Annotated in this window: 18 protein-coding genes; 4 read left to right on the top strand and 14 right to left on the bottom strand. The window is 62.0% G+C overall.

Annotation, left to right across the window (positions count from 1 at the left end; translation table 11 throughout):
- Window positions 1-7 precede the first annotated feature (7 nt).
- Genes GKKCFE_RS19910 through GKKCFE_RS19900 form a run of 3 tightly spaced genes read left to right on the top strand, consistent with a single transcriptional unit; the run spans window position 8 to window position 3871 of the window.
- Window positions 8-1135: an aminotransferase class III-fold pyridoxal phosphate-dependent enzyme gene (locus GKKCFE_RS19910; protein ID WP_076383699.1), complete on the top strand. Its 1128-nt coding sequence runs from the start codon at window positions 8-10 to the stop codon at window positions 1133-1135.
- Window positions 1113-2453: an aspartate aminotransferase family protein gene (locus GKKCFE_RS19905; RefSeq protein ID WP_445577009.1), complete on the top strand. Its 1341-nt coding sequence runs from the start codon at window positions 1113-1115 to the stop codon at window positions 2451-2453. Before GKKCFE_RS19910 ends, GKKCFE_RS19905 begins: the two co-directional genes overlap by 23 nt.
- Complete coding sequence (locus GKKCFE_RS19900; RefSeq protein ID WP_173406626.1) at window positions 2450-3871, top strand: amidase; 1422 nt, start codon at window positions 2450-2452, stop codon at window positions 3869-3871. Before GKKCFE_RS19905 ends, GKKCFE_RS19900 begins: the two co-directional genes overlap by 4 nt.
- A gap of 6 nt (window positions 3872-3877) precedes the next feature.
- Here GKKCFE_RS19900 and GKKCFE_RS19895 read toward each other — a convergent pair whose 3' ends face one another.
- From GKKCFE_RS19895 to GKKCFE_RS19870, 6 genes are all read right to left on the bottom strand, one after another.
- On the bottom strand, window positions 3878-4789 hold the full coding sequence (locus GKKCFE_RS19895) for a DMT family transporter (RefSeq protein ID WP_445577008.1): 912 nt from the start codon (window positions 4787-4789) through the stop codon (window positions 3878-3880).
- A 112-nt stretch (window positions 4790-4901) separates the two neighbouring features.
- On the bottom strand, window positions 4902-6089 hold the full coding sequence (locus GKKCFE_RS19890) for a cyanate transporter (protein ID WP_445577007.1): 1188 nt from the start codon (window positions 6087-6089) through the stop codon (window positions 4902-4904).
- 126 nt (window positions 6090-6215) lie between these two features.
- Window positions 6216-7076: a copper homeostasis membrane protein CopD gene (copD, locus tag GKKCFE_RS19885; RefSeq protein ID WP_445578058.1), complete on the bottom strand. Its 861-nt coding sequence runs from the start codon at window positions 7074-7076 to the stop codon at window positions 6216-6218.
- Window positions 7077-7143: 67 nt separating this feature from the next.
- Window positions 7144-7530 carry a copper homeostasis periplasmic binding protein CopC gene (gene copC / locus GKKCFE_RS19880; protein ID WP_047227052.1) on the bottom strand — a complete coding sequence of 129 codons (387 nt, stop codon included), beginning with the start codon at window positions 7528-7530 and terminating at the stop codon, window positions 7144-7146.
- A gap of 59 nt (window positions 7531-7589) precedes the next feature.
- On the bottom strand, window positions 7590-8492 hold the full coding sequence (locus GKKCFE_RS19875; RefSeq protein ID WP_445577006.1) for a copper resistance protein B: 903 nt from the start codon (window positions 8490-8492) through the stop codon (window positions 7590-7592).
- Between the two features lie 10 nt (window positions 8493-8502).
- Window positions 8503-10236 (bottom strand): copper resistance system multicopper oxidase, encoded by a 1734-nt coding sequence (locus GKKCFE_RS19870; RefSeq protein WP_339491049.1) that lies wholly within the window; start codon window positions 10234-10236, stop codon window positions 8503-8505.
- 393 nt (window positions 10237-10629) lie between these two features.
- Between GKKCFE_RS19870 and nadA the strand changes: the two genes are divergently transcribed.
- A complete protein-coding gene (gene nadA / locus GKKCFE_RS19865) occupies window positions 10630-11688 on the top strand; it encodes a quinolinate synthase NadA (protein ID WP_047227049.1) in 1059 nt (352 codons plus the stop codon).
- Window positions 11689-11737: 49 nt separating this feature from the next.
- Here nadA and GKKCFE_RS19860 read toward each other — a convergent pair whose 3' ends face one another.
- The 8 genes from GKKCFE_RS19860 to GKKCFE_RS19825 all read right to left on the bottom strand — a co-directional run bounded on the left by GKKCFE_RS19860 (window position 11738) and on the right by GKKCFE_RS19825 (window position 21952).
- Window positions 11738-12226, bottom strand: coding sequence for an RDD family protein (locus tag GKKCFE_RS19860; protein ID WP_047227123.1), 489 nt, complete (start codon window positions 12224-12226; stop codon window positions 11738-11740).
- A 93-nt stretch (window positions 12227-12319) separates the two neighbouring features.
- Window positions 12320-12532: a cold-shock protein gene (locus GKKCFE_RS19855; protein WP_047227048.1), complete on the bottom strand. Its 213-nt coding sequence runs from the start codon at window positions 12530-12532 to the stop codon at window positions 12320-12322.
- Between the two features lie 394 nt (window positions 12533-12926).
- Window positions 12927-14051: a glycine cleavage system aminomethyltransferase GcvT gene (gene gcvT, locus GKKCFE_RS19850; protein ID WP_445577005.1), complete on the bottom strand. Its 1125-nt coding sequence runs from the start codon at window positions 14049-14051 to the stop codon at window positions 12927-12929.
- Between the two features lie 39 nt (window positions 14052-14090).
- Window positions 14091-15467, bottom strand: coding sequence for an L-serine ammonia-lyase (locus GKKCFE_RS19845; RefSeq protein WP_107321979.1), 1377 nt, complete (start codon window positions 15465-15467; stop codon window positions 14091-14093).
- A gap of 186 nt (window positions 15468-15653) precedes the next feature.
- Complete coding sequence (gene gcvP / locus GKKCFE_RS19840) at window positions 15654-18503, bottom strand: aminomethyl-transferring glycine dehydrogenase (RefSeq protein ID WP_445577004.1); 2850 nt, start codon at window positions 18501-18503, stop codon at window positions 15654-15656.
- Between the two features lie 10 nt (window positions 18504-18513).
- Window positions 18514-18897, bottom strand: coding sequence for a glycine cleavage system protein GcvH (gene gcvH / locus GKKCFE_RS19835; protein ID WP_047227044.1), 384 nt, complete (start codon window positions 18895-18897; stop codon window positions 18514-18516).
- A gap of 431 nt (window positions 18898-19328) precedes the next feature.
- On the bottom strand, window positions 19329-20837 hold the full coding sequence (locus tag GKKCFE_RS19830) for a sigma-54-dependent transcriptional regulator (protein ID WP_047227043.1): 1509 nt from the start codon (window positions 20835-20837) through the stop codon (window positions 19329-19331).
- 209 nt (window positions 20838-21046) lie between these two features.
- Window positions 21047-21952: a LysR family transcriptional regulator gene (locus GKKCFE_RS19825; protein ID WP_107321983.1), complete on the bottom strand. Its 906-nt coding sequence runs from the start codon at window positions 21950-21952 to the stop codon at window positions 21047-21049.
- Between the last annotated feature and the right edge of the window lie 40 nt (window positions 21953-21992).

The following is a 21992-nucleotide window of genomic DNA, read 5'->3' as shown; positions in this document are numbered from 1 at the left end:
ACTCATCATGACGAACAACAACAAATACATTGTCAGCGGACAGTACGAGAGTTATCTCGATGGCGATGGCCGGCAGATTATCGACCTGAGCGGCGGGTTCGGTTTCCAGGTGCCGTCGGTGATCGAGGCGGTCAGTCGCCAAGCGGACATCATGGGGTTATCCAACCGGGTGCTGATGTCCCAACCGCTTATTGCCTTGTGCCGACGCCTGGCCGAGCTGCTGCCTGCGCCGCTCGTCAACTCTTATGTGTGCAGCTCCGGGGATGAGGCGTTCGAGGGCGCATTGAAGTTGTGCAAGGGCCTCAAGCCCAAGGGCAACACCATCGTGTTCATCCAGGGGGGGGATTATGGCGCGCTGACCTACGGACGTTGCCTCAGCGCCGCGCAAGATGATCTGGCCGTGCAGAGTTTTCTAGGGTTCAAGCGAGTGGCGATTCGGCATCTGGCTGACCTGGACACGGTGGACTGGAGCGATTGTTTCGCGGTGTGCCACAGCAACACCCGCGTGGATGCCAGCGGCCGATTGCAACTGCTCGATGCTGCACTGCTCGAGCAATTGCATGCCCGCGCAGCACAGGCTGGCGCGCCGGTCATCGCGGTCGACACCCACAGTTGCCTCGGTAGCCTGGGGACGCTGTTCGGTTTCCAGCGTTATCGTCCTGTCCCGGACATTGTCGTGCTTGGGGGCCCCCTGGGGGGCAGCGCGATTCCCATCGGCACCTATACCTGCAGCGAGCGCATGGCCTGGCAGGTCTATGGGCGCAGCAGTCCGGCCAAACACGGCAGCACCACCGCTGGTAATCCGATGGCGTGTGTAGCGGCCCTGGCCGCCCTGGATTATGTGCAGGCCCACGACTCGCCTCTGCATTGTCTGGAGAACGGTCAGCGGCTGGTGCAAACCCTGGCGCCATTCGGAGCGGTGGCTGTGGGTGGCTGGGTCAGCCTGCCGCTGGCCGATGATCTGCAGCCGTCCCTGCTGTGCGAAGCGCTTTACCAGCAAGGCGTTTATATCAGCCCACCCCGGGGCCGCGAATTGATCTTGCGCTGCCCGATCACTGCACGCCCCGAACAGATTCAACGTGCCGCCCACCTCATCAAGGAGACGCTAAGCCATGTCCTTACTCAGGCCGCATGAACAACTGCTGGATGATTGCCAGCGGCACTGGAGCGCATCGGCGGCCAAGCTGTATCGCCTGGGCAAGACCAGCGTCGAACAGCAGACCGATGGCATCCATGTCACCGATCACACCGGCAAGCGCTTCATTGACTGCGCGTGCAGCTACGGGGTGTTCATCGTCGGGCATCGCAACCCGACGGTGCGTGAGCAGGTGCAGGCGCAATTGAATCAGTTGGCCTGGGTCCCGGAAGGCCGGCGCCATCCGCTTCAAGACAAGCTGTCCGAGCGGCTTTGCCAACTGGTGCCGGGAGAATGGGGCGACGTGCAATTCATGGTTTCGGGTGCCGAGGCCGTCGAGCAGAGTCTGCGTTATGTGCTGCGGATCCAGCCTCAGCGGCGCAGGATCGTCGTGATGAGCGGCTCTTATCATGGCAAGACTTTGGCGGCGATGAGCATTCTGGGCCAGCTACAGCACCACAGCAGTTATGGCATCGCTTGCCCCGAAGTGACCTGTGTCCCCTACGGCGATTTCGCCGCCCTGCAAAAGGCCGTGGGCGAGGGTGTCTGTGCGGTGTACGTCGAGCCGATTCTGGGCGGCGCTCATCTGCAGGTGCCCCCGGTGGGCTACATGGCCAACCTTCGCGCCTTGTGCGACGCCACGGGCACGCTGCTGGTGGCGGATGAAATCCAGACCGGTTTCGGCCGATGCGGCAAATGGTTCGCCGTGCAATATGACGACGTGGTGCCTGACATCATGATCCTCTCCAAGGGCCTGACCGGCGGCTACACCTCGTTCGCTTGCGCCATGTACAGCCGGCGCCTGGCCACCCAGTATCCACTCAGCGAAATCGAGCCCGACACGCGAACCAATGGCGGGCATCCGCTAGCGTGTGCCTCGGCGCTCGCGGCCATCGACTACATCGAGCAACACAACTTGGTGGAGCTGTCGCGGGTCAACGGTGGGTTGCTGCGCCACGGTCTGCAACGACTGGCCTTGCGTTATCCGCACATCATCGAGGATGTGCCGGGCGTCGGCCTGATGACGGGCCTGCGCCTGCGTGGTTCGGTCTATGAGGCGCTGATGAGCATGGAGCTGGGCAAGCGTGGCGTCCACGCCGGGCATTCCATGAATGAAAAGGCCGAACGCCCGGTGTTGCGTTTCTATCCGCCGCTGAATATCACGCCCGAAGCCTTGCAGCATGTCCTGGCGATGATCGAAGAGTCCCTGCAAGCCATCGATCGGCGCCCGGCGCTGGCGGTGAAAGCGTTTTCCCTGGTGGTGCGCAACATGTATCTGTTGCCCAACAAGTGGCTGCGCAGCAAGGAGGCGTCATGAGCCTGTTCAACCCCGATACGCTGACCCTGCGGGAAATGGCCGGTCTGCTGCGCCGTGGCGTGCTGACCAGTGTCACGTTGCTGGAGTTTTACCTGCAACGCATCGCTGAGCGTAACCGGCACATCAACGCACTGATCCAGCTGGCGCCAGTCGAGGAACTGCGGCGCCAGGCTCGCGAGGCTGACGAGATGGCGCGCGTTGGCCAGATCAGTGGCCCGCTGCATGGCATTCCCATCACCATCAAGGATGTCCTGCATGTGCGTGGTTTCAAGATGTCCCGAGGGCTGGGGGAGCTGTTGGGCGAACCCAGCGAGCAGGACGCAACGGCCGTTGCCCGGCTTCGACAGGCCGGGGCGATCATTCTGGGCATCAGCAATGTGCCTGAGCTGTGCATGGCCTTCGAAACCGAAAACCTGGTCTATGGCCGGACCCTGAACCCCCACGACCTGCAACGCTCCGCCGGCGGCAGCAGCGGCGGTGAGGCCGCGGCGATCGCTGCCGGGTGTTCCCCGGCCGGGCTGGCGTCCGATGCATGTGGCAGTGTGCGGATACCGGCGCACTTCAATGGCATCTGCGGCTTGAAACTGACCCAGGGACGGGTGCCGCTGACCGGCCAGTTTCCCAATGACCGTTCCGGGCTGTTCCACATGACCTCGGCCTTTGGCGTGATGGGCCGCTATGTCGATGACCTGGCGCTGCTCGGCCAATTGATCAGCGGTGCCGACGGACAGGATCCGGACACCGTCGACGTACCGTTCACCGCCAGCGAGCCGCTGGCCAACCTGCGGGTGGCGCTGTTCTCGGCGTCGAGCCGCCCGCCGGTCAGCGCGGCGGTGAGCCAGGTATTGCAGCACGTCGAACGATGCCTGGGTCCGGTGGTGGCCGAGGTGAGCACGGTCGCGCCGCCGATGCTCGATGAGGCCTGTGATGTGCTGTGGCGGGTGTTCATCACCGGCGCTGACGCCGGTCGCGGTTGGCGGCAATTGTTCGAGTCCATGAACAAGCGACGTTTTACCCCGGCCATCGCTCAATTGCTGGACATGAGCGAGGCGGTGGAGTTGACCGTGGATGAGGTCAAACGCGACTGGATCATGATCGATACGTTTCGCTATGAGTTGGCGAAATTCTTCAAGCAGCATGACCTGTTCATCTGCCCGGTATTTCCGGACGTGGCGTTCCGTCACGGGGAGTCCCTGGAGGATCGCGACCGGTATGCCTTCGTGTTCCCGTTCAGCCTCAGCGGTTCCCCGGCAGTAGTGATCCGCGCCGGAACGGACCCGGCTACCGGGATGCCCATCGGCATCCAGATTGTCGGGCCTCATTGGCAGGAAGAACGGTTGTTGGCGGTGGCTGCTTTCCTGGAGCGTGAGCTGGAGCGCTGGAGTCCGGTTACGCCCCGTCCGGCATCGACGTACTGACCGCCCTCAAGCCGTGACGGTTCTGGTGTTTCGGCTGCTGAGCACCAGTGCCAGCATGCCGATACCCACCAGGGCAGCACCGAGGATCTCGATCATCAGCGGTTGCTGCCTGAGCCAGAACCAGTGCAGTACGGTCACGAACAGGGTGCTGAGGTAGACATAGGAAACCACCGTGGACGGCGCGATTACCCCAATTGCCCGGTGCAACAGCCAGAAAGTGGCGAGGGTGCCGAACACGGCCAGGTACATCAGCCAGCCGATGTCCAGCGTCGACAACTGCAGAGCGCTGCGCCAGTCGCCGCTGAACAGGCAAAACACCAGCAAAAACAGCGCCCCGAACAGCATGTTCCAGAACGTCATCGTCACCGGGTCGCGGCCTTTCAGCGCGCGGACCTTGAACCGTTGGCTGAGGGGGGAATACAGCGCCATCGCCAGGCAACCGGCGCCGAAAACCAGCACGGGATAGAGCGCCGGCAATTGTCCCGGAGCCGACCCCTTGAGGGTCAGCAACACTGCGCCGATCGCTGCGGTCGACATCGGCAGCAGGCGGGTCTTGAGGCTTGGGTTGGGCAGCAGAAATACCTCGAACAACAAGGTCATCAACGGCACCAGCGTGTACAGCGTCGCGGTATTGACCGCCGAGGTGTAGCGCAACGCTTCGAACAACGAACCGAAGTACGTTGCCAGCAACAGGCCAAGTACGGCATGGGCCAGCAGGCCTTTGCCGGAGACCGGCGAGGTGTTTTTCAGCAGCAACAGCGGCAGGAACATCAGGGCGGAAAACAGCAGTCGCAAGCCGGTGAGCAGGATCGGATCGATTGACTGACTGACCTGCGCCGCGGCAAAGAACGACGCTGCGATCAGGATTGCCCAGATGAGCATGCCCCAGTGAGCGGCTGCGAAACCGACGTTTTTCATCAAGGTTCTATTCCTGCTTTCAAATACCGGAACGTCATGAGGGACAAATCGGCCGGCTGTCATGGTGAGTGTGAAAAACAGGGCCGCAGTCAACTGCAGCCCTTTGACGCCACTAGCTGATATGTCGCGCGTAGTGTTTGGGATTGAAGCGCAGGACCATCACGATCATCAGCGCCATGACCGCGGTGAGCGACCACCAGGCCCATTCGAAGCTGCCCAACTGATCGCGGATCATCCCGGCAATCAATGGCGAGAGCCCGGCGATCAGGTAGCCGATACCTTGCACGAAGGCCGTCAGACCACCGGCCCGACGTGGGTTGTCCAAGTGATCGAGGGACACGATCAGGCTCATTGGGAACAGACCGCCAATGCCCAGCCCCAGCAGGCAAGGCCACAACAGGCTGAAGCGGTCCGGGCTAAGGATCAGGCCGCAGAACCCCGCGATGATCAGGGCCAGCAAAACCGCCAGGACCAGGCGCTTATCCTGGCTGCGGTTGGCAATCGCCGGGGTGACGAGGCCGGACAATACTTCCATCGCGGTGAGGAACCCCAGCAGCAGGCCGGCGTGCTGTTCGCTCCAGCCTTTCTCCACGTAATACGGCGCCAGCCACGCCAGCACGCAGGTGTAGGAGGCGGTGCCGAGGCCGAAGAAGATCGCCAGCAGCCAGGCCCGCGAGTTGCTGAAAAACGATTCCTGGCGCTGTGCCGGGGCTGCGGGCAAAGGCGTGACGGCCGCGCGCTGGGCGTACCAGCAGCCCAGGGCGATCAGCGCCAGCAGTGCCCAGATCGCCAGGCCGATACGCCAGCTGCCGGTCTGCGCCAGGACGAACGGTGAAAACGACGCCGCAAGCGCCGCGCCGCCCATGATGGACGTGACGTACAGGCCCATGAACAACGAGACATTGTCGGCGAAGCGCGATTTGATCAGCGCCGGCATCACGGCCTGGATCAGGGCGATACCGATCCCCGCCAGCACCGCGCTGATAATCAGCTCGGCGGCGCTGTCCAGGTACAGGCGCGATGCCGTGGCGATGCCGATGATCAGCAGCGACAGCACGATGGTGCGGTGCTCACCGATGCGCAGGGCAATGCGCATGCCCAAGAACATCGCCAGACCCATGGCCATGACCGGCAACATGGTCAGTAACGAAGCGGTGCTGAAACTCAGCGGCACCTCGCCGCGAATGGCTGATAACAATGGCCCGACAGCCGCCATAGAGGGGCGCAGGTTCAGTGCCACCAACACCACGCTGACCATCAGCCAGACGGCGTGGGTGCTTGAAGTTCGAACGTTTTCCATAACAGAGCCTTGCTGGATAAAGCTCCATTTAGGCTGGGATGTGAGGGGTGGGGCAAACTGAAATCTGGTGGGGGGTATTTAAAAATCAGGTGCACTCCAAACCCCTGTTCAGTGGAGTCAGTCGTGCTATTCCATCGCCGGACTCAACGTCCCGAGCCATGCCACCAACGCCAGTATTACCACCGCCACGGACAGCTCCAGAGCCATGCTGCGCCGCAGGGCATTGACCGCCACGCTGTGCTCCCCGGTCTGCCGAGCCTGTTCCAGCAACGGGCTCAGATGAAAACGATTCAGCGCGGCAAACACCAGCATCGCCGCGAACAACACGACTTTCAGCGCCAGCAATTGACCATAGGTGCTATCCAGCAGCCCGTCGACGCGAGGACCGACGATGAACAGATAGTTCACCACCCCTGTCACACTGATCACCACCACAATCACCGCCCCGGCGGTTTCAAACCCGGTCAGGGTTCGCGCCAGGACCGGCAGCCGGTGTTCAGCCTGGCGAAGCAGCAGGGCAAACGCAGTCAGGGCGCCTACCCAGCCGCCCGCTGCCCACAGGTGCAGAAAATCGGTGATGAAGTGCCAGTTACGGCGCAGGCCTTCGTCCATGGCGCCATGTCCGGTCCAGGCCAGTGTCGCCAGGGCCACGGCACCGCTGAGGGTGACCAGCCACAAGCTGACGGTCGGAGCCGTGTGGTTCAGGGCCACCGCTATTGCCGCCAGCAACAGCGCCGCGATCCGAACACTCCAGCTCACACCCACGTCGGTCTCGAACACCATCATTTCAATGTGCGGCAACAGCTCGTTCCAGTCGGTGACGCCGCTCATGGCCCAGGCCATGCACAGCATGGCGGCCACCGACAACAGCACGCCAAACAGCGCTGTGGTCAGCACAAGTGCTTTGAAATGCACCACCACGCCCGAGATCCGCTCTGGGCCGCGCAAGCTATACAGACCGAACGCAGCCAGGCCGAACAACACCATCAGATCCAGGTACAGGGCCAAGCGCAGAACAATGTTGAGCAGGTCAATGTTGATCGAGGCGCTCAAGTCACTTCACCTTGAACGTGACATTGCCGGTGATCGGGTGAGTATCGGACGACACCGCGCGCCACTGGACCTGGTAGGTGCCGGTGGTGAGCGGAGCGTTCGGGGTAATGACCATGGTTTTGGGGTCATCGCTGCCGGAGACCTTGGCCTTCATGGGCATGGGCGAGTGCGCCGACATGCCGGGCATCCCGGTCATGACCAGCTTGGCGCCGGAGAACTTGGTCATCAGGTTCTCGGAAAAATGCAGTTCGATCTTTGCCGGCGCCGCACCTTCAGCACCTTCGGCGGGCGTGGAGGAAAGCAGCTTTGGGTGCGCTTGGGCCAGGCCACTGATTAACAGGCCTGTGGACAGCGCGACGGTGACTACAGCGGTTCTGATAAATGACATGCAAGGACTCCTACAGCTCAGGTTTCTAGTTTTTTAGTTGACTGCGATTACAAACACCCTCAGAACCACATGCGCACGCCCAGCACCAGGCGTGCCTCGCTGCGGTCTTCGTTCTCTTCCCGGGCGTAGTCGGCAGTGTTGCCGTAGACGCGGTTCCAGGTGACGCCGATATAAGGGGCGAACTCACGGCGGATTTCGTAGCGCAGCCGCACACCCACTTCAGTGTCCGACAGCCCGGAGCCGACACCGCGATCGGGATCGTTCTTGCCGTAAAAGTTGGCTTCGGCGGTGGGTTGCAGGATCAGACGATTGGTCAGCAGGATGTCGTAGTCGCCTTCCAGGCGCACCGCACTCTGACCGCCTTCGCCGATGAACGCGGTGGCCTCGGCTTCAAAGTTATACAGCGCCATGCCCTGTACACCGAAGGCGGCCCAGGTTTGCGGGTCGCCCGGCTTGAAATCCTGGCGCACGCCGGCGACCACGTCCCACCAGGGGCTGAAGGCATGCCCCCACAGTGCCTGGAGTTCGGCTTCCTCGGTCTTGCCGTTGGTGCGTTCGCCTTCGGAGCGCAGCCACAAGCGATCGATGTCGCCGCCGATCCAGCCCGAGGCGTCCCAGCTCAGGGCACTGCCATCATCGGCGTCTTGCCATTCCAATTGGTCGATGAGCAAGAATGAATGGATGGCGCTGTCATGCACGGCATGGCCGCCATGGTCTTCGTAGACGGCGGCGCGGTCGGCGTCGGTCAGCTCGGGAATCGGCGTGCGGCTGCTGGTGGGGGCCGATTGCATCGGTTCCATCCCCTGCATCGAGTCCATGCCTTGCATCTGGCTATGGTCCATCCCCTGCATCTGGCTGTGATCCATGCCTTGCATGGCATCGCTCGCGGCCCAGGCCGAGCCAGTGGCGCCCAGGGTGAGGCTGGCAAAAAGTGCCAGGGGGTAGTGAAAAATAGTGGTCATGGTCGGCTCCTCATTCCTGCACCCGAACTTCACGGAACATCCCCATCTCCATGTGGAACAGCAAGTGGCAGTGATATGCCCAGCGTCCGAGGGCGTCGGCGGTGACCCGGTAACTGCGTTTGGAGCCCGGCGGCACATCGATGGTGTGCTTGCGCACCATGAACTGGCCATTCTCGTCCTCCAGATCGCTCCACATACCGTGCAGGTGGATGGGGTGAGTCATCATGGTGTCGTTGATCAGCACGATGCGCAGGCGCTCGCCGTACTTGAGCAGCAGCGGTGCGGCATCGGAGAACTTCACGCCGTTGAACGACCAGCTGAATTTCTCCATGTGGCCGGTCAGGTGCAGTTCGAGGGTGCGGCCCGGTTCACGCCCGTCGGGGTCGGGGAACGTGCTGCGCAGGTCCGAGTAGGTGAGGACCTTGCGACCGTTGTTGCGCAGGCCCATGCCCGGGTCGTCGAGCTTGGGGCTGACGCTCATGGCCTGCATGTCCACCAGCGGATTGTCTTTTTCGGAGTCTGGATGGGACAGCCCGTCGTCCATGCCTTGCATGGAGCCGTGGTCCATCCCCGCCATTTGACTGTGATCCATGCCCGCCATGCCCTGCATCGAGCCGTGATCCATACCACCCATGCCCATGTCGTCCATGGTGACCAGTGGCCGTGGATCCAGCGGCGGCACCGTTGCCGAAAGACCGGAACGGGTCGCCAGGGTGCCGCAGGCGTAGCCGGTACGGTCCATCGATTGGGCAAACAGCGTATAGGCTTCTTCGCTTGGCTCGACGATAACGTCATAGGTTTCGGCCACGGCGATGCGCAGCTCATCGACGCTCACCGGTTTGACGTACTGTCCATCGGACGCCACCACGGTCATTTTCAGGCCGGGGATGCGCACGTCGAAATAGGTCATGGAGGAGCCATTGATCAAGCGCAGGCGAAGGCGTTCGCCGGGTTTGAACAGACCGGTCCAGTTCATGTCCGGCGTCTGGCCGTTCATGAGGTAGGTGTAGGTGGCGCCACTGATGTCGGCCAGGTCGGTGGGGTTCATCTTCATTTCGGCCCACATCTTGCGATCGGCCACGGTGGCGGCCCAGCCGTTCTTGCCGACATCGTCAATGAAATCACCGACGGTGCGTTTGTTGTAGTTGTAGTAGTCCGATTGCTTCTTGAGCTTGCGGATGACATCGGCGGGGTCTTCGTCGGTCCAGTCGGTGAGCATCACCACGTAGTCGCGCTCGTACTGGAAGGGCTCGGGCTCCTTGGCGTCGATCACCAGTGGGCCGTAGACCCCGGACTGTTCCTGGAAGCCGGAATGACTGTGGTACCAGTAAGTACCGTTTTGCCGGACCTTGAATTGATAGACGTACATGCCATCGGGCTCGATGCCCTTGAAGCTCAACCCCGGCACGCCGTCCATGTTGGCCGGCAGCAGAATGCCGTGCCAGTGGATGGAGGTTGGATCTTTCAAACGGTTGCGCACCCGCAGGGTCACGGTGTCGCCCTCACGCCAGCGCAGCAGCGGGCCGGGGATGCCGCCGTTGATGGTCTGGGCGATGCGCGGATTGCCGGTGAAGTTGACCGGGCTTTCGCCGATGAACAGGTCGAACTCGGTGCCCGTCAGTACATTGGGTTGGCCGGGGCTGGTGACCGCCCAGACGGGCGCGCGCCACAAGCCCAGGCCAGCCAGGATGCCGCCGGCAGTCAGGCCTTTTACGAAGGTTCGCCGGGAAGTATTTGATTGCATGCCGTTTGAAGTCCGTCAGTCGATTTGCAGCGAGCACAGGGGCGTCCGTGTGCAGGGTTGAAAGAAAGATGACACAGGCGGGAACGCGAAGTGATTACATTTCAGTCAGGTTGACGCGGCTGTGAGAGCAAGGCTTGCTCGCGATGAAGGCCATGCGGTTTTTCAGAAATCGAGGCGCCAGCTTCGCGGGCAAGCCTTGCTCCCACAGATAGAGCGCTGGCCACAGGGCACAGGTCAGAATGATCTTTTGCAACGGCGGGTTATTCTGTAGCCTTGCCGGCTTCACGCTATACCGTGCCTGATTGATACCCACTTTCCCGGCGGTACCCGAGTGGTCCGGAGCCGGGTGTATACTCGACTTTCGCGCAAAACGCGCCTGCAGGTCTTGCGAACATGACGCAAATTTCCGAACGCCTTCTGGTTCAGGCCCATCTCGACGCCAAACAGCCCAAGCCGCTGACCGCCGAGCAAGAGGCCTGGTACCGCGCCGCCATCGCCGCCGAGCTCAAGGCTCAGGATGCGGTGCTGGTCGCGCACTTCTACTGCGACCCGATCATCCAGGCCCTGGCCGAAGAGACCGGGGGCTGTGTGTCCGATTCCCTGGAAATGGCCCGCTTCGGCAACGCCCATCCGGCCAAGACCGTGGTGGTGGCCGGGGTCAAGTTCATGGGCGAGACCGCCAAGATCCTCAACCCCGAAAAACGCGTATTGATGCCGACCCTGGAAGCCACGTGCTCCCTGGACCTGGGTTGCCCGGTGGAGGAGTTCTCGGCGTTCTGCGACCAGCATCCGGAACGCACCGTGGTGGTGTACGCCAACACGTCGGCAGCGGTCAAAGCCCGGGCCGACTGGGTGGTGACGTCCAGTTGCGCACTGGAAATCGTCGAGAGCCTGATGGACAACGGCGAGACGATCATCTGGGGCCCCGACAAGCACCTGGGCACTTATATCCAGCGCAAGACCGGCGCCGACATGCTGCTCTGGGATGGCGCCTGCATCGTCCACGAAGAGTTTAAGTCCAAGCAGTTGGAGGACATGAAGGCGCTGTACCCGGACGCCGCGATCCTGGTGCACCCCGAGTCGCCAACTTCGGTGATTGAACTGGCCGACGCGGTGGGCTCCACCAGCCAGTTGATCGCCGCAGCCCAAAGCCTGCCAAACAAAACACTGATCGTCGCCACTGACCGTGGCATCTTCTACAAGATGCAGCAGTTGTGCCCCGACAAGGTCTTCATCGAAGCCCCCACCGCCGGCAACGGCGCGGCATGCCGCAGTTGCGCGCACTGCCCGTGGATGGCGATGAATACCCTGGAGCGCACGCTCAAGAGCCTGCAGGAAGGCACCAACGAGATATTCGTCGACCCGGCGCTGATCCCCCAGGCCATTCGCCCGCTCAAGCGCATGCTGGACTTCACCCAGGCGGCGCGGATGAAGCTGGCGGGCAATGCCTGAAGGTAGCTCCAAGTTGCAAGCTGCAAGTCCAAAGCTTGCAGCTTGCGACCTATTTCTTTTTCTTGGGAATTCGCACCAGCTGCGTATCCGAGTAGATGTCATGCCAGGTGCGCTTGCGCTTGTCGAACAGCGACCAGATGAAGCCCAGTCCCACCAGCAGCAATGAGGCGATCGACACGACAAATCGCAACAGGGCCTGCCACAGACTGATCGCCGTGCCATCGGCGTTCTGCACGCGAATGCACCACACCTGCATGCCCAGGGTCTGGCCGTTATGGGTCCAGAACTTGGCGAAGAAGCCGAACAGCACGAAAAGCAGCACGGTGGACAGTAGCGGGTCGCCGTCCAGTGCGCCGGCGTCGGTGAGGGCGCGCATTTTTTCTTCGCCGATGATCGCCATCTGAATCATCTTGTAGACGCCGCCAGTGACGATCAGTAGGGCCGTGCACAGTAAAAAGTCATAGAACATCGCGGCCAGGCGACGGCCCAGGGTGGCGGGAGGGAACTCGCCTTGGGGGATGAGCAGGTGTTTGGGCATGACGGCCTCGGACGAAAAAGAGGCCATTTTACGGATTTACGCCCATAAAAAAGCCCCTGATATCAATCAGGGGCTTTTTTGTTTCTCGAAAGCTTAGCCTTCGGCTTGAACCTCGTCAGCCTGCATGCCTTTCTGGCCTTGCACAGCAACGAAAGTGACTTTCTGGCCTTCTTTCAGGCTCTTGAAGCCGCTGCCCTGAATGGCGCGGAAATGCACGAACAGATCCGGACCGCTGTCAGGAGTGATAAAACCAAAACCTTTCTCGTCGTTGAACCACTTGACGATACCGTTCTGACGCTCAGCCATTTTCTTATTTCCTTTGATGCTAAATTAATGACAGCCTCTTCCACATGAAAGAGTACTGGGGCTGGGTTGCAGGAAAGTAAGAGACGTCGAGCGGGATGTAGCGAACTTCATAAGCTACTGCCCAGGTCACGGTTCCAAGCGACCCATGCAAACACAGTGATCAAACTCTACGCCAACTATGAACAAAAAAACAACCCCCTCTGAAGGCCCCGTATTTGCTCAGCATTCTCGTATTTACAGGGGCTGCGGGCTGGGGCTTATTCGATAGGCTAGTTCAATTGTTTTCAACGTTATAGGTGCAATTTCAATATCGAGTAGATGCACCTTTTTATGGCGGTTGCGTTACACATTAGTGCACGTATAACGCAACCGCGTTACGTATAGAAACAGTCAATCAACCGCGGTAGTAGCGTTGTGGAACAAATGGCATTTTGCTTACAAGCAAAGGCACTTTTTTCCCACGCACGATGGCCCAGACTGGCGTATCCAGTGCGACATAGGCGCTGTTCAGGTAACCCATCGCCAACGGAGCGCCCAGGGTCGGGCCGAAACCGCCGCTGCACACCGTACCGATAATCTCGCCCGCTTCGTCGACGATCTCTGCACCTTCGCGCACGGGTGTGCGTTCCTGGGGCAGCAGGCCGACGCGTTTGCGCTTCACGCCGCCCTGTTGCTGGGCGAACACGGTTTCAGCGCCCGGGAAACCACCGGCCCTGGCGCCATCGGCGCGGCGGGCTTTAGAGATCGCCCACAGCAGGCTGGCTTCGATCGGGGTCGTTTCGGTGTTCATGTCGTGGCCATAAAGGCACAGGCCGGCTTCCAGGCGCAGGGAGTCGCGAGCGCCCAGACCGATGGCGGCCACCTCCGGTTCGGCCAGTAGGGCGCGGGCCAGTTTTTCGGCCTCGGCGGCGGGCACCGAGATCTCGAAACCGTCTTCACCGGTGTAGCCCGAACGGCTGACAAAGCAGTCCATGCCCAGCAGCGTGACGCGCTGGAACTGCATGAAGGTCATCTTCGCCACGTCTGGCGCCAGTCGTGCAAGCACGGTGACGGCGGCCGGGCCTTGCAGGGCGAGCAGGGCGCGGGCTTCGAACAGTGGCTCGATGCTGCACTGGTCGCCGATATGGGCGCGCAGGTGGGCCAGGTCCTGCTCCTTGCAGGCCGCGTTGACCACCAGGAACAGCTCGTCGTTGCCCAGGTTGGCGACCATCAGGTCGTCGAGGATGCCGCCGTTTTCGTTGGTGAACATGGCATAGCGCTGCATGCCCACCGGCAGGTCGATGATGTCCACCGGCACCAGGGTTTCCAAGGCTTTGGCGGCGTTTGCGCCGCTCAGGCGGATCTGGCCCATGTGGGACACGTCGAACAGCCCGGCCTGATCGCGGGTGTGCTGATGTTCTTTCATCACGCCCAATGGGTATTGCACCGGCATGTCATAGCCGGCGAACGGCACCATGCGGGCGCCGAGTTCGAGGTGCAGGGCGTGCAACGGGGTCTTCAGCAATGGTTCGGTGGACATATCAGCTCCTGGAAAAAATGTAGAAGTGAGGCAAGCGCATCAGCATTCGATGATGTTGACCGCCAGACCGCCGCGGGCGGTCTCCTTGTATTTGCTTTTCATGTCGGCGCCGGTCTGGCGCATGGTGCGGATGACTTTGTCGAGGGAAACGAAGTGATGCCCGTCGCCGCGCATGGCCATGCGCACCGCATTGATGGCTTTCACCGAGCCCATGGCGTTGCGCTCGATGCACGGCACTTGCACCAGGCCGCCGATGGGGTCGCAGGTCAGGCCGAGGTTGTGTTCCATGCCGATTTCGGCGGCGTTTTCCACTTGCTGCACGGTGCCGCCGAGCACTTCGCACAGGGCGCCGGCGGCCATGGAACAGGCCACGCCGACTTCACCCTGGCAACCGACTTCGGCGCCGGAGATGGAGGCGTTTTCCTTGTACAGGATGCCGATGGCGGCGGCGGTCAGCAGGAACCGCACGACGCCATCTTCATTGGCCCCAGGGATGAAGCGCATGTAGTAATGCAGTACGGCCGGGATGATTCCCGCCGCGCCGTTGGTCGGCGCGGTGACGACGCGGCCACCGTAGGCGTTTTCTTCGTTGACGGCCAGGGCATACAGGTTGACCCAGTCCAGCACCGACAGCGGGTCGCGCAGGGCAGCTTCCGGGTTCTTGCACAACTGACGGTGCAGCGCCGCCGCCCGGCGCTTGACCTTCAGCCCGCCCGGCAGAATGCCTTCGTTGCGGCAGCCGGCCGCCACGCAATCCTGCATCACCTGCCAGATCTTCAGCAGGCCGGCGCGGGTTTCGGCTTCGGGGCGCCAGGCACTTTCGTTGGTCAGCATCACCTGGCTGATGGACAAGCCATAGGTGGTGCAGTGGCTCAACAAGTCCTTGGCGCTTTTGAACGGGAAGGTCAGGGGGGTGGCATCTTCGACGATACGGTCGGCGCCGGCAGCGCTTTCGTCGACGACAAAACCACCGCCTACCGAGTAATACTCGCGGCTGCGCACCTGCAGGCCCGCCGCATCGAAGGCGCGGAAGATCATGCCGTTGGGATGAAAAGGCAGCGGCTTGCGAATCATCGCCAGGTGCAGTTTTTCGTTGAATTCAATGCAGTGTTCACCCAGCAGGTTCAGGCGCCCGTTGCTGCGAATCTCTCGCAAGCGGGCGTCAACCGTTTCAGTGTCCACGGTATCCGGGTGTTCGCCTTCCAGACCCAGCAGCACGGCCTTGTCACTGCCGTGGCCTTTGCCGGTGGCGCCGAGTGAGCCGTAGAGCTCGACCTTGACGCTGGCGGTGGTGTTGAGCAGGTCATCACGACGCAGCCCTTCGACGAAACGGGCAGCGGCACGCATCGGGCCGACCGTGTGGGAACTGGAGGGGCCGATGCCGATTTTGAACAGGTCGAACACGCTTAACGACATGGTGTTTCTCCGGTTTCTTTTTATGAGGATCGACGGTTTAAGGTCTGGCATAGATCCTTGTGGGAGCGAGCCTGCTCGCGATAGCGGAGTGTCAGGCAACATCTCTATTGGCTGTTACGCCGCTATCGCGAGCAGGCTCGCTCCCACAGAGGATGCGGAGGGCTGGTAGATCGCCCTCCGCTCAGGTCAAGCGTAGCTTTCGATCGACGGGCAGGCGCAGACCAGGTTGCGGTCGCCGAACACGTTGTCGACCCGGCCCACCGGCGGCCAGTATTTGCCGTCGATCAACGACGCCACCGGGTACACCGCTTGTTCGCGGCTATAGGGGTGGGTCCACTCGCCGACGATTTCCGCGGCGGTGTGTGGGGCGTTTTTCAGCGGGTTGTCGTCTTTGTCCAGGCTGCCGTTTTCCACCGCACGGATTTCTTCGCGGATGCAGATCATGGCGTCGCAGAAGCGGTCCAGTTCTTCCTTGGATTCGCTTTCGGTCGGCTCGATCATCAGCGTACCGGCCACCGGGAACGACATGGTCGGGGCGTGGAAGCCGAAGTCGATCAGGCGCTTGGCCACGTCATCGACGCTGATGCCGCTGCTGTCCTTGAGCGGGCGCAGGTCGAGGATGCATTCGTGGGCCACCAGGCCGTTGCTGCCGGAGTAGAGCACTGGGTAGTGTTCTTCCAGACGGCGGGCAATGTAGTTGGCGTTGAGGATCGCCAACTGCGAGGCACGCTTGAGGCCCGCACCGCCCATCATGCGGATGTACATCCAGGTGATCGGCAGGATGCTTGCGCTGCCAAATGGCGCCGCGCACACCGCGCCTTCCTTGCGCGCCATGTTGGCGTGGCCCGGCAGGAACGGTGCCAGGTGGGACTTGACGCCGATCGGGCCGACACCCGGGCCGCCACCGCCGTGAGGAATGCAGAAGGTCTTGTGCAGGTTCAGGTGCGACACGTCGCCGCCGAACTTGCCTGGGGCGCAGAGGCCGACCATGGCGTTCATGTTGGCGCCGTCGATGTACACCTGGCCGCCGTTGTCATGAATGATCCCGCAGATTTCGCGGATGCCTTCCTCGAACACACCGTGGGTGGACGGGTAGGTGATCATCAGCGCCGCGAGGTGTTCGCGGTGCTCGGTGGCCTTGGCCCGCAGGTCTTCGATGTCGACGTTGCCGCGAGCATCGCAGGCGGTCACGACCACACGCATGCCGGCCATGTTGGCGGTGGCCGGGTTGGTGCCGTGGGCCGACGATGGGATCAGGCAGATATCGCGACGGTCTTCGCCACGGCTCTGGTGATAGGCGCGGATCGCCAGCAGACCGGCGTATTCACCCTGGGAACCGGCGTTTGGTTGCAACGACACCGCGTCGTAACCGGTAGCAGCGCAGAGCATGGCTTCCAGTTCGTCGGTCAGTTGCTGGTAGCCGGCGCTCTGTTCGGCGGGGGCGAATGGGTGCAGGGCGCCGAACTCGGCCCAGGTCACCGGGATCATTTCGCTGGCGGCGTTGAGTTTCATGGTGCAGGAACCCAGCGGGATCATGGTGCGATCCAGGGCCAAGTCCTTGTCGGCGAGCTTGCGCAGGTAGCGCATCAGCTCGGTTTCGGAGTGATAGCGGTTGAACACCGGGTGGCTGAGGACCGCCGACTGGCGCACCAGCTCGGCCGGGATACGGCTGTGCACGGTGGCGGCCAGGGCGGCGAAGTCCGGCAGGGCCTTGCCGTCGGCCAACAGGCTCCACAACGTTTCGACGTCCGCCTGGCAGGTGGTTTCGTCCAGGGACAGGCCCAGGCGTTCAGCGTCCACCACGCGCAAGTTGATGCGCTGGGCACGCGCCTTGTCGTGCAGGGCAGCGGTTTGCGCGCCGGTGTGCAGGGTCAGGGTGTCGAAAAAGCTGTCCTGCTCGACAGCCAGACCCAAGGCGCCCAAACCCTTGGCGAGGAGCGCGGTGAGGTGATGAATGCGGTTGGCGATCTGAGTCAGGCCTTTAGGGCCGTGATACACGGCGTACATGCTGGCGATGTTGGCCAGCAAGACCTGGGCGGTGCAAATGTTGCTCGTGGCTTTCTCGCGACGGATGTGTTGTTCGCGGGTCTGCATCGCCAGGCGCAAGGCCGGCTTGCCGAAACGGTCCACGGAAACACCCACAAGGCGGCCCGGCATATCGCGCTTGAAGGCATCCTTGGTAGAGAAATACGCCGCGTGTGGGCCGCCAAAGCCCAATGGCACGCCGAAGCGCTGGGCGCTGCCGATGGCCACGTCGGCGCCGAACTCACCCGGTGCCGTCAGCAGGGTCAGGGCCAGCAGGTCTGCGGCGACAGCGACCAGGGCGTTGGCGGCATGGAAGCGTTCGGTCAGTTCACGGTAATCGAACAGGTCACCGTTGCTGGCTGGGTATTGCAACAGCGCGCCGAAGAAACTGCCGACATCGGTCAGTTCGCGTTCGTCGCCCACGACCACGTCGATGCCCAAGGGCTCGGCACGGGTGCGCAGCACATCGAGGGTTTGCGGGTGGCAATGGCGGGAAGCGAAGAAGGCATTGCTGCCCTTGTTCTTGCTCAGGCGCTTGCAGAAGGTCATGGCCTCGGCCGCGGCGGTGGCTTCGTCCAGCAAGGATGCGTTGGCGATCGGCAGGCCGGTCAGGTCGCTGATCAAGGTCTGGAAGTTCAGCAGCGCTTCGAGACGGCCCTGGGAAATTTCCGGCTGGTAGGGGGTATAGGCGGTGTACCAGGCCGGGTTTTCCAGCAGGTTGCGCAGGATCGGCGCTGGCGTGTGGCAGTTGTAGTAGCCCTGGCCGATGTAGGTCTTGAACAGTTGGTTCTTGCCGGCGATGGCCTTGATCGAGGCCAGTGCATCGGCTTCGCTCTGGCCGTCGCCCATGTCCAGCACGCTGGTGCCCTTGATGCTTTCCGGAATGACGCTGGCGCTCAACGCTTCCAGGGAGTCGTAGCCCAGGCGCTCGAGCATGGCTTGCTCGTCGCTGGCTCGCGGGCCGATGTGGCGGGCGATGAATTCGTTGGCGGTGCCGAGATTAACGGTCATGTTGCGCTCCTCAGGCTTCGGCGTTGGCTTTGATCAGGCGGTCATAGGCGTCCTGATTCAGCAGTTGGTCAACTTGGGTGGCGTCGGCGGGCTTGAATCGGAAAAACCAGCCTTCGCCCAGCGGATCTTCGTTGACCAGTTCCGGATTGCTTTCCAGGGCCGGGTTCACTTCCAGCACTTCTCCGTCCAGCGGCATGTACACACCGCTGGCGGCTTTCACCGATTCCACGGTAGAGGCTTCATCACCCTTGGCGTAGCTTTGCAGTTCCGGTAACTGAACATAGACCACATCGCCCAAGGCGTTCTGGGCAAACGCGGTAATACCGACGGTAACGCTGCCGTCGGCTTCAGTGCGCAGCCATTCGTGATCTTCAGTGAAACGCAACTCGCTCATGGAAACTCCTGGGGCCAGATTCGTCTGGTGGACGCGAAGAAAGGCGCGGGGCTTGGCCCGGCCGAATGGTTATATCCTTAGCAAGAATGCGGCCAATGATAATAAATACTTATATATCAATGGCTTACTTGGTTCTGTCGAGCGCAGGTTGTATTGAGCTGTAGCGAAATCGCTACAGCTATACGCCTGGAAAAAATCGTTGTGGGATCAAAGCCTTGCGCGGCGCAGCTTAGCGCCAGGTGTATCGATATCGTTCCGCTGTAGCGCTTTCAGTACAGGTGGAGGTCGTTTTTGAGCCAGGTTCCAGGTACGCCGCAGGTCCCAATGTGGGAGCGAGCCTGCTCGCGATAGCGGTGGGTCAGCCAGCACGGATATTGACTGATACATCGCTATCGCGAGCAGGCTCGCTCCCACAGAGGGCAGCAGCGTGCTTACGGCTTGCCGGAAATCCCGTATTTACGCAACCGATGGGCAATCGCTGTATGGGAGGTTTGCAGGCGGCTGGCGAGCTGGCGGGTCGAGGGGTAGTTGACGTAGAGGCTTTCGAGCAGATGTTTTTCGAAGGCTTCCACCGCTTGCTCAAGGCTTTCGACTTCCACGTCACCCTGGCGCGCCACAGACGTGCCGGCAATGTCCAGGTCGCCAATGTCCACCAGGCTGCTTTCACAGATGGCCGCGGCGCGGAAGATCACGTTCTGCAATTGCCGCACATTGCCCGGCCAGCGGTTGCCCAGCAGCGCCGGGTAGGTGCCGGGGGCCAAGCGGCAGACCGGGCGCTGGATTTGCGCACAGGCCTGCTGCATGAAGTAGCGCGCCAGCAGCAAGATGTCCTGGCCACGCTCACGCAGCGGCGGCACTTCGACGTTGAGCACGTTCAGGCGATAGAACAGGTCTTCGCGGAACGAACCTTCGCTGACCATTTTTTCCAGGTTGCGGTGGGTCGCGCTAAGAATGCGCACGTTGACCTTGATTTCCCGGTCGCCGCCGACCCGACGGAAGCTGCCATCGTTCAAGAACCGCAGCAGCTTGGCTTGCAGGTAGGGCGACATCTCGCCGATTTCATCGAGAAATACCGTGCCCTGGTTCGCCAGTTCCATCAGCCCCGGCTTGCCACCCCGTTGCGCGCCGGTGAAGGCGCCGGGGGCGTAGCCGAACAGTTCACTTTCGGCCAGATTCTCCGGCAGCGCCGCACAGTTCAGGGCCAGGAACGGCGCGCCGTGGCGGGCACTGATGGCATGGCAGGCCCGGGCCACCAGCTCTTTGCCCGTGCCGGTTTCGCCCTGGATCAGCAACGGTGCATCCAACGCCGCTACCCGCTGGGCCCGGGCCTTGAGGGTGCGGATCGCCGGGGATTCGCCCAGCAACGCGTCAAACCCTTCGGCGTGGTCGTGGTGCAGCGCCGACAGGCGTTCGCCGATGCGGTTTGGCTGATAGAGGGTCAGCAACGCACCGGCGTTTGTAATGGGCGTGGCGTCCAGCAGTAAGGTCTGGCCGTTAAGGGTGATTTCCCGCAGCGGCAGGCGGAAACCATTCTCCAGCAGAGCGACCAACAGGGCTTCGTCACCGAACAGCTCGGCAACGCTTTCCCCGGCCGGTTCACGCCCGTACAGGGCGATCAACGCCGGGTTGGCCAGCAATACGTGGCCGGCGCTGTCGAGGGCCAGTACCGGGTCGGTCATGGCCGCGAGCAGGGCGTCGAGCTGCAAATGCCGACGCTGGCCGGGCAGGATGTCCACCACGGTGACCGCCTGCACGCCCCGCACGCTGAACAGCGCCTCGCGTAATTCGTCCAGCACCTGCGGGCTGAGGGTCGGGGCATCGATGTAGACGTTGGGCGGCACCATCTCCACCGCATCCAGATTGAGATTGCGCCCACCGAGCAGCGCCAGGACTTCCTGGGTAATGCCGACGCGGTCGATGAAACTGACGTGGATACGCATGGGGCGGTTCTGGGTTCTGGAATACGGAGGGTGGCAAGTATGCCTTGGGGCGGGCTATTGGTGAAATCCTGGTGCAGTACTTGAGAACGGCGGTGACCCCCTGTGGGAGCGAGCTTGCTCGCGATAGCGGTGTGTCAGTCAATAAAAGGGTGGCTGACACGCCGCCATCGCGAGCAAGCTCGCTCCCACAGAAGTCCCTCAGGCGGCAGCTACAACCCAATATCCCACTCCGGCCTCTCGGGAAACTTGAGCACCAAAAAATCCAGCAGGCTGCGCAGCGCCGACGGCATGTGTTTGCGTGAGGCATACACCGCGTACATGTTCATCCGGCGGGGTTCGGCGTGGGGCAACAGGCGGATCAGTTCGCCGTTCTTGATGTGGGTGCCGGCCTGGTAGCTGGGCAGCATCGCCACGCCCGCACCGGCTATTGTTGCCTGCAGCAATGTGCTGGCCTCGTTGGCGCTGATGTTGCCCTGCACCGGCACCGAGACCTGCTCGCCGTCCTGCTCGAAATGCCACAGGCTCTTGCCGACGTAGGAGTGGGTCAGGCAGTTGTGCCGGCTCAAATCCTCGACCCGTTGGGGCGTTGGGTGTTCACGCAGGTAGCCGGGCGAGGCGCAGATCACCGAGCGACAGACTGTGAGGCGCCGGGCAATCAGGTTCGGGTCCAGGTCGTTGCTCATGCGGATCGCCAAGTCGATGCGCTCGTCCACCAGGTTCACGGTGCGGTCGAGCATTTGCAGGTCGACGCTGACCCCTGGGTAGCGCACGACGAACTCGGTCATGGCTGCCGCCAATTGGGCCTGGCCGAACGAGGTGCTGGCGCTGATGCGTAGCATGCCCCGTGGCGCGTCGTCCGACGTACTGACGGCGGCCTGCATGTCGCCGGACAGATCCAGCATCTGCCGACAGCGCGGCAGGATCTCCAAACCCGCGGCCGTCAGGCTCAATTTGCGGGTGGTGCGATGCATCAGCCGGGCACCGACCCAGTCTTCCAGTTCCGCCAGATACCGTGACACCACCGGTCGTGACAGGTCCAGGTGTTCGGCTGCCGCCGACTGACTGCCCAGTTCCACCACGGCGACGAACACTTGCATTGCTTGTAGACGATCCATGATTTGCCCGATTTCAGAAACAAACTATGTCCAAGCATCG

The organism is Pseudomonas sp. E141, assembly GCF_052659885.1.
This window is presented reverse-complemented; position numbering and strand designations above follow the sequence as displayed.

Bases quoted from the DNA above. Each gene is read 5' to 3' on its own strand.
- GKKCFE_RS19910 (WP_076383699.1), top strand. From the start codon at position 8: ATGACGAACAACAACAAATACATTGTCAGCGGACAGTACGAGAGTTAT.
- GKKCFE_RS19905 (WP_445577009.1), top strand. From the start codon at position 1,113: ATGTCCTTACTCAGGCCGCATGAACAACTGCTGGATGATTGCCAGCGG.
- GKKCFE_RS19900 (WP_173406626.1), top strand. From the start codon at position 2,450: ATGAGCCTGTTCAACCCCGATACGCTGACCCTGCGGGAAATGGCCGGT.
- GKKCFE_RS19895 (WP_445577008.1), bottom strand. From the start codon at position 4,789: ATGAAAAACGTCGGTTTCGCAGCCGCTCACTGGGGCATGCTCATCTGG.
- GKKCFE_RS19890 (WP_445577007.1), bottom strand. From the start codon at position 6,089: ATGGAAAACGTTCGAACTTCAAGCACCCACGCCGTCTGGCTGATGGTC.
- copD (WP_445578058.1), bottom strand. From the start codon at position 7,076: ATGGTGTTGTTCGGCCTGGCTGCGTTCGGTCTGTATAGCTTGCGCGGC.
- copC (WP_047227052.1), bottom strand. From the start codon at position 7,530: ATGTCATTTATCAGAACCGCTGTAGTCACCGTCGCGCTGTCCACAGGC.
- GKKCFE_RS19875 (WP_445577006.1), bottom strand. From the start codon at position 8,492: ATGACCACTATTTTTCACTACCCCCTGGCACTTTTTGCCAGCCTCACC.
- GKKCFE_RS19870 (WP_339491049.1), bottom strand. From the start codon at position 10,236: ATGCAATCAAATACTTCCCGGCGAACCTTCGTAAAAGGCCTGACTGCC.
- nadA (WP_047227049.1), top strand. From the start codon at position 10,630: ATGACGCAAATTTCCGAACGCCTTCTGGTTCAGGCCCATCTCGACGCC.
- GKKCFE_RS19860 (WP_047227123.1), bottom strand. From the start codon at position 12,226: ATGCCCAAACACCTGCTCATCCCCCAAGGCGAGTTCCCTCCCGCCACC.
- GKKCFE_RS19855 (WP_047227048.1), bottom strand. From the start codon at position 12,532: ATGGCTGAGCGTCAGAACGGTATCGTCAAGTGGTTCAACGACGAGAAA.
- gcvT (WP_445577005.1), bottom strand. From the start codon at position 14,051: ATGTCCACCGAACCATTGCTGAAGACCCCGTTGCACGCCCTGCACCTC.
- GKKCFE_RS19845 (WP_107321979.1), bottom strand. From the start codon at position 15,467: ATGTCGTTAAGCGTGTTCGACCTGTTCAAAATCGGCATCGGCCCCTCC.
- gcvP (WP_445577004.1), bottom strand. From the start codon at position 18,503: ATGACCGTTAATCTCGGCACCGCCAACGAATTCATCGCCCGCCACATC.
- gcvH (WP_047227044.1), bottom strand. From the start codon at position 18,897: ATGAGCGAGTTGCGTTTCACTGAAGATCACGAATGGCTGCGCACTGAA.
- GKKCFE_RS19830 (WP_047227043.1), bottom strand. From the start codon at position 20,837: ATGCGTATCCACGTCAGTTTCATCGACCGCGTCGGCATTACCCAGGAA.
- GKKCFE_RS19825 (WP_107321983.1), bottom strand. From the start codon at position 21,952: ATGGATCGTCTACAAGCAATGCAAGTGTTCGTCGCCGTGGTGGAACTG.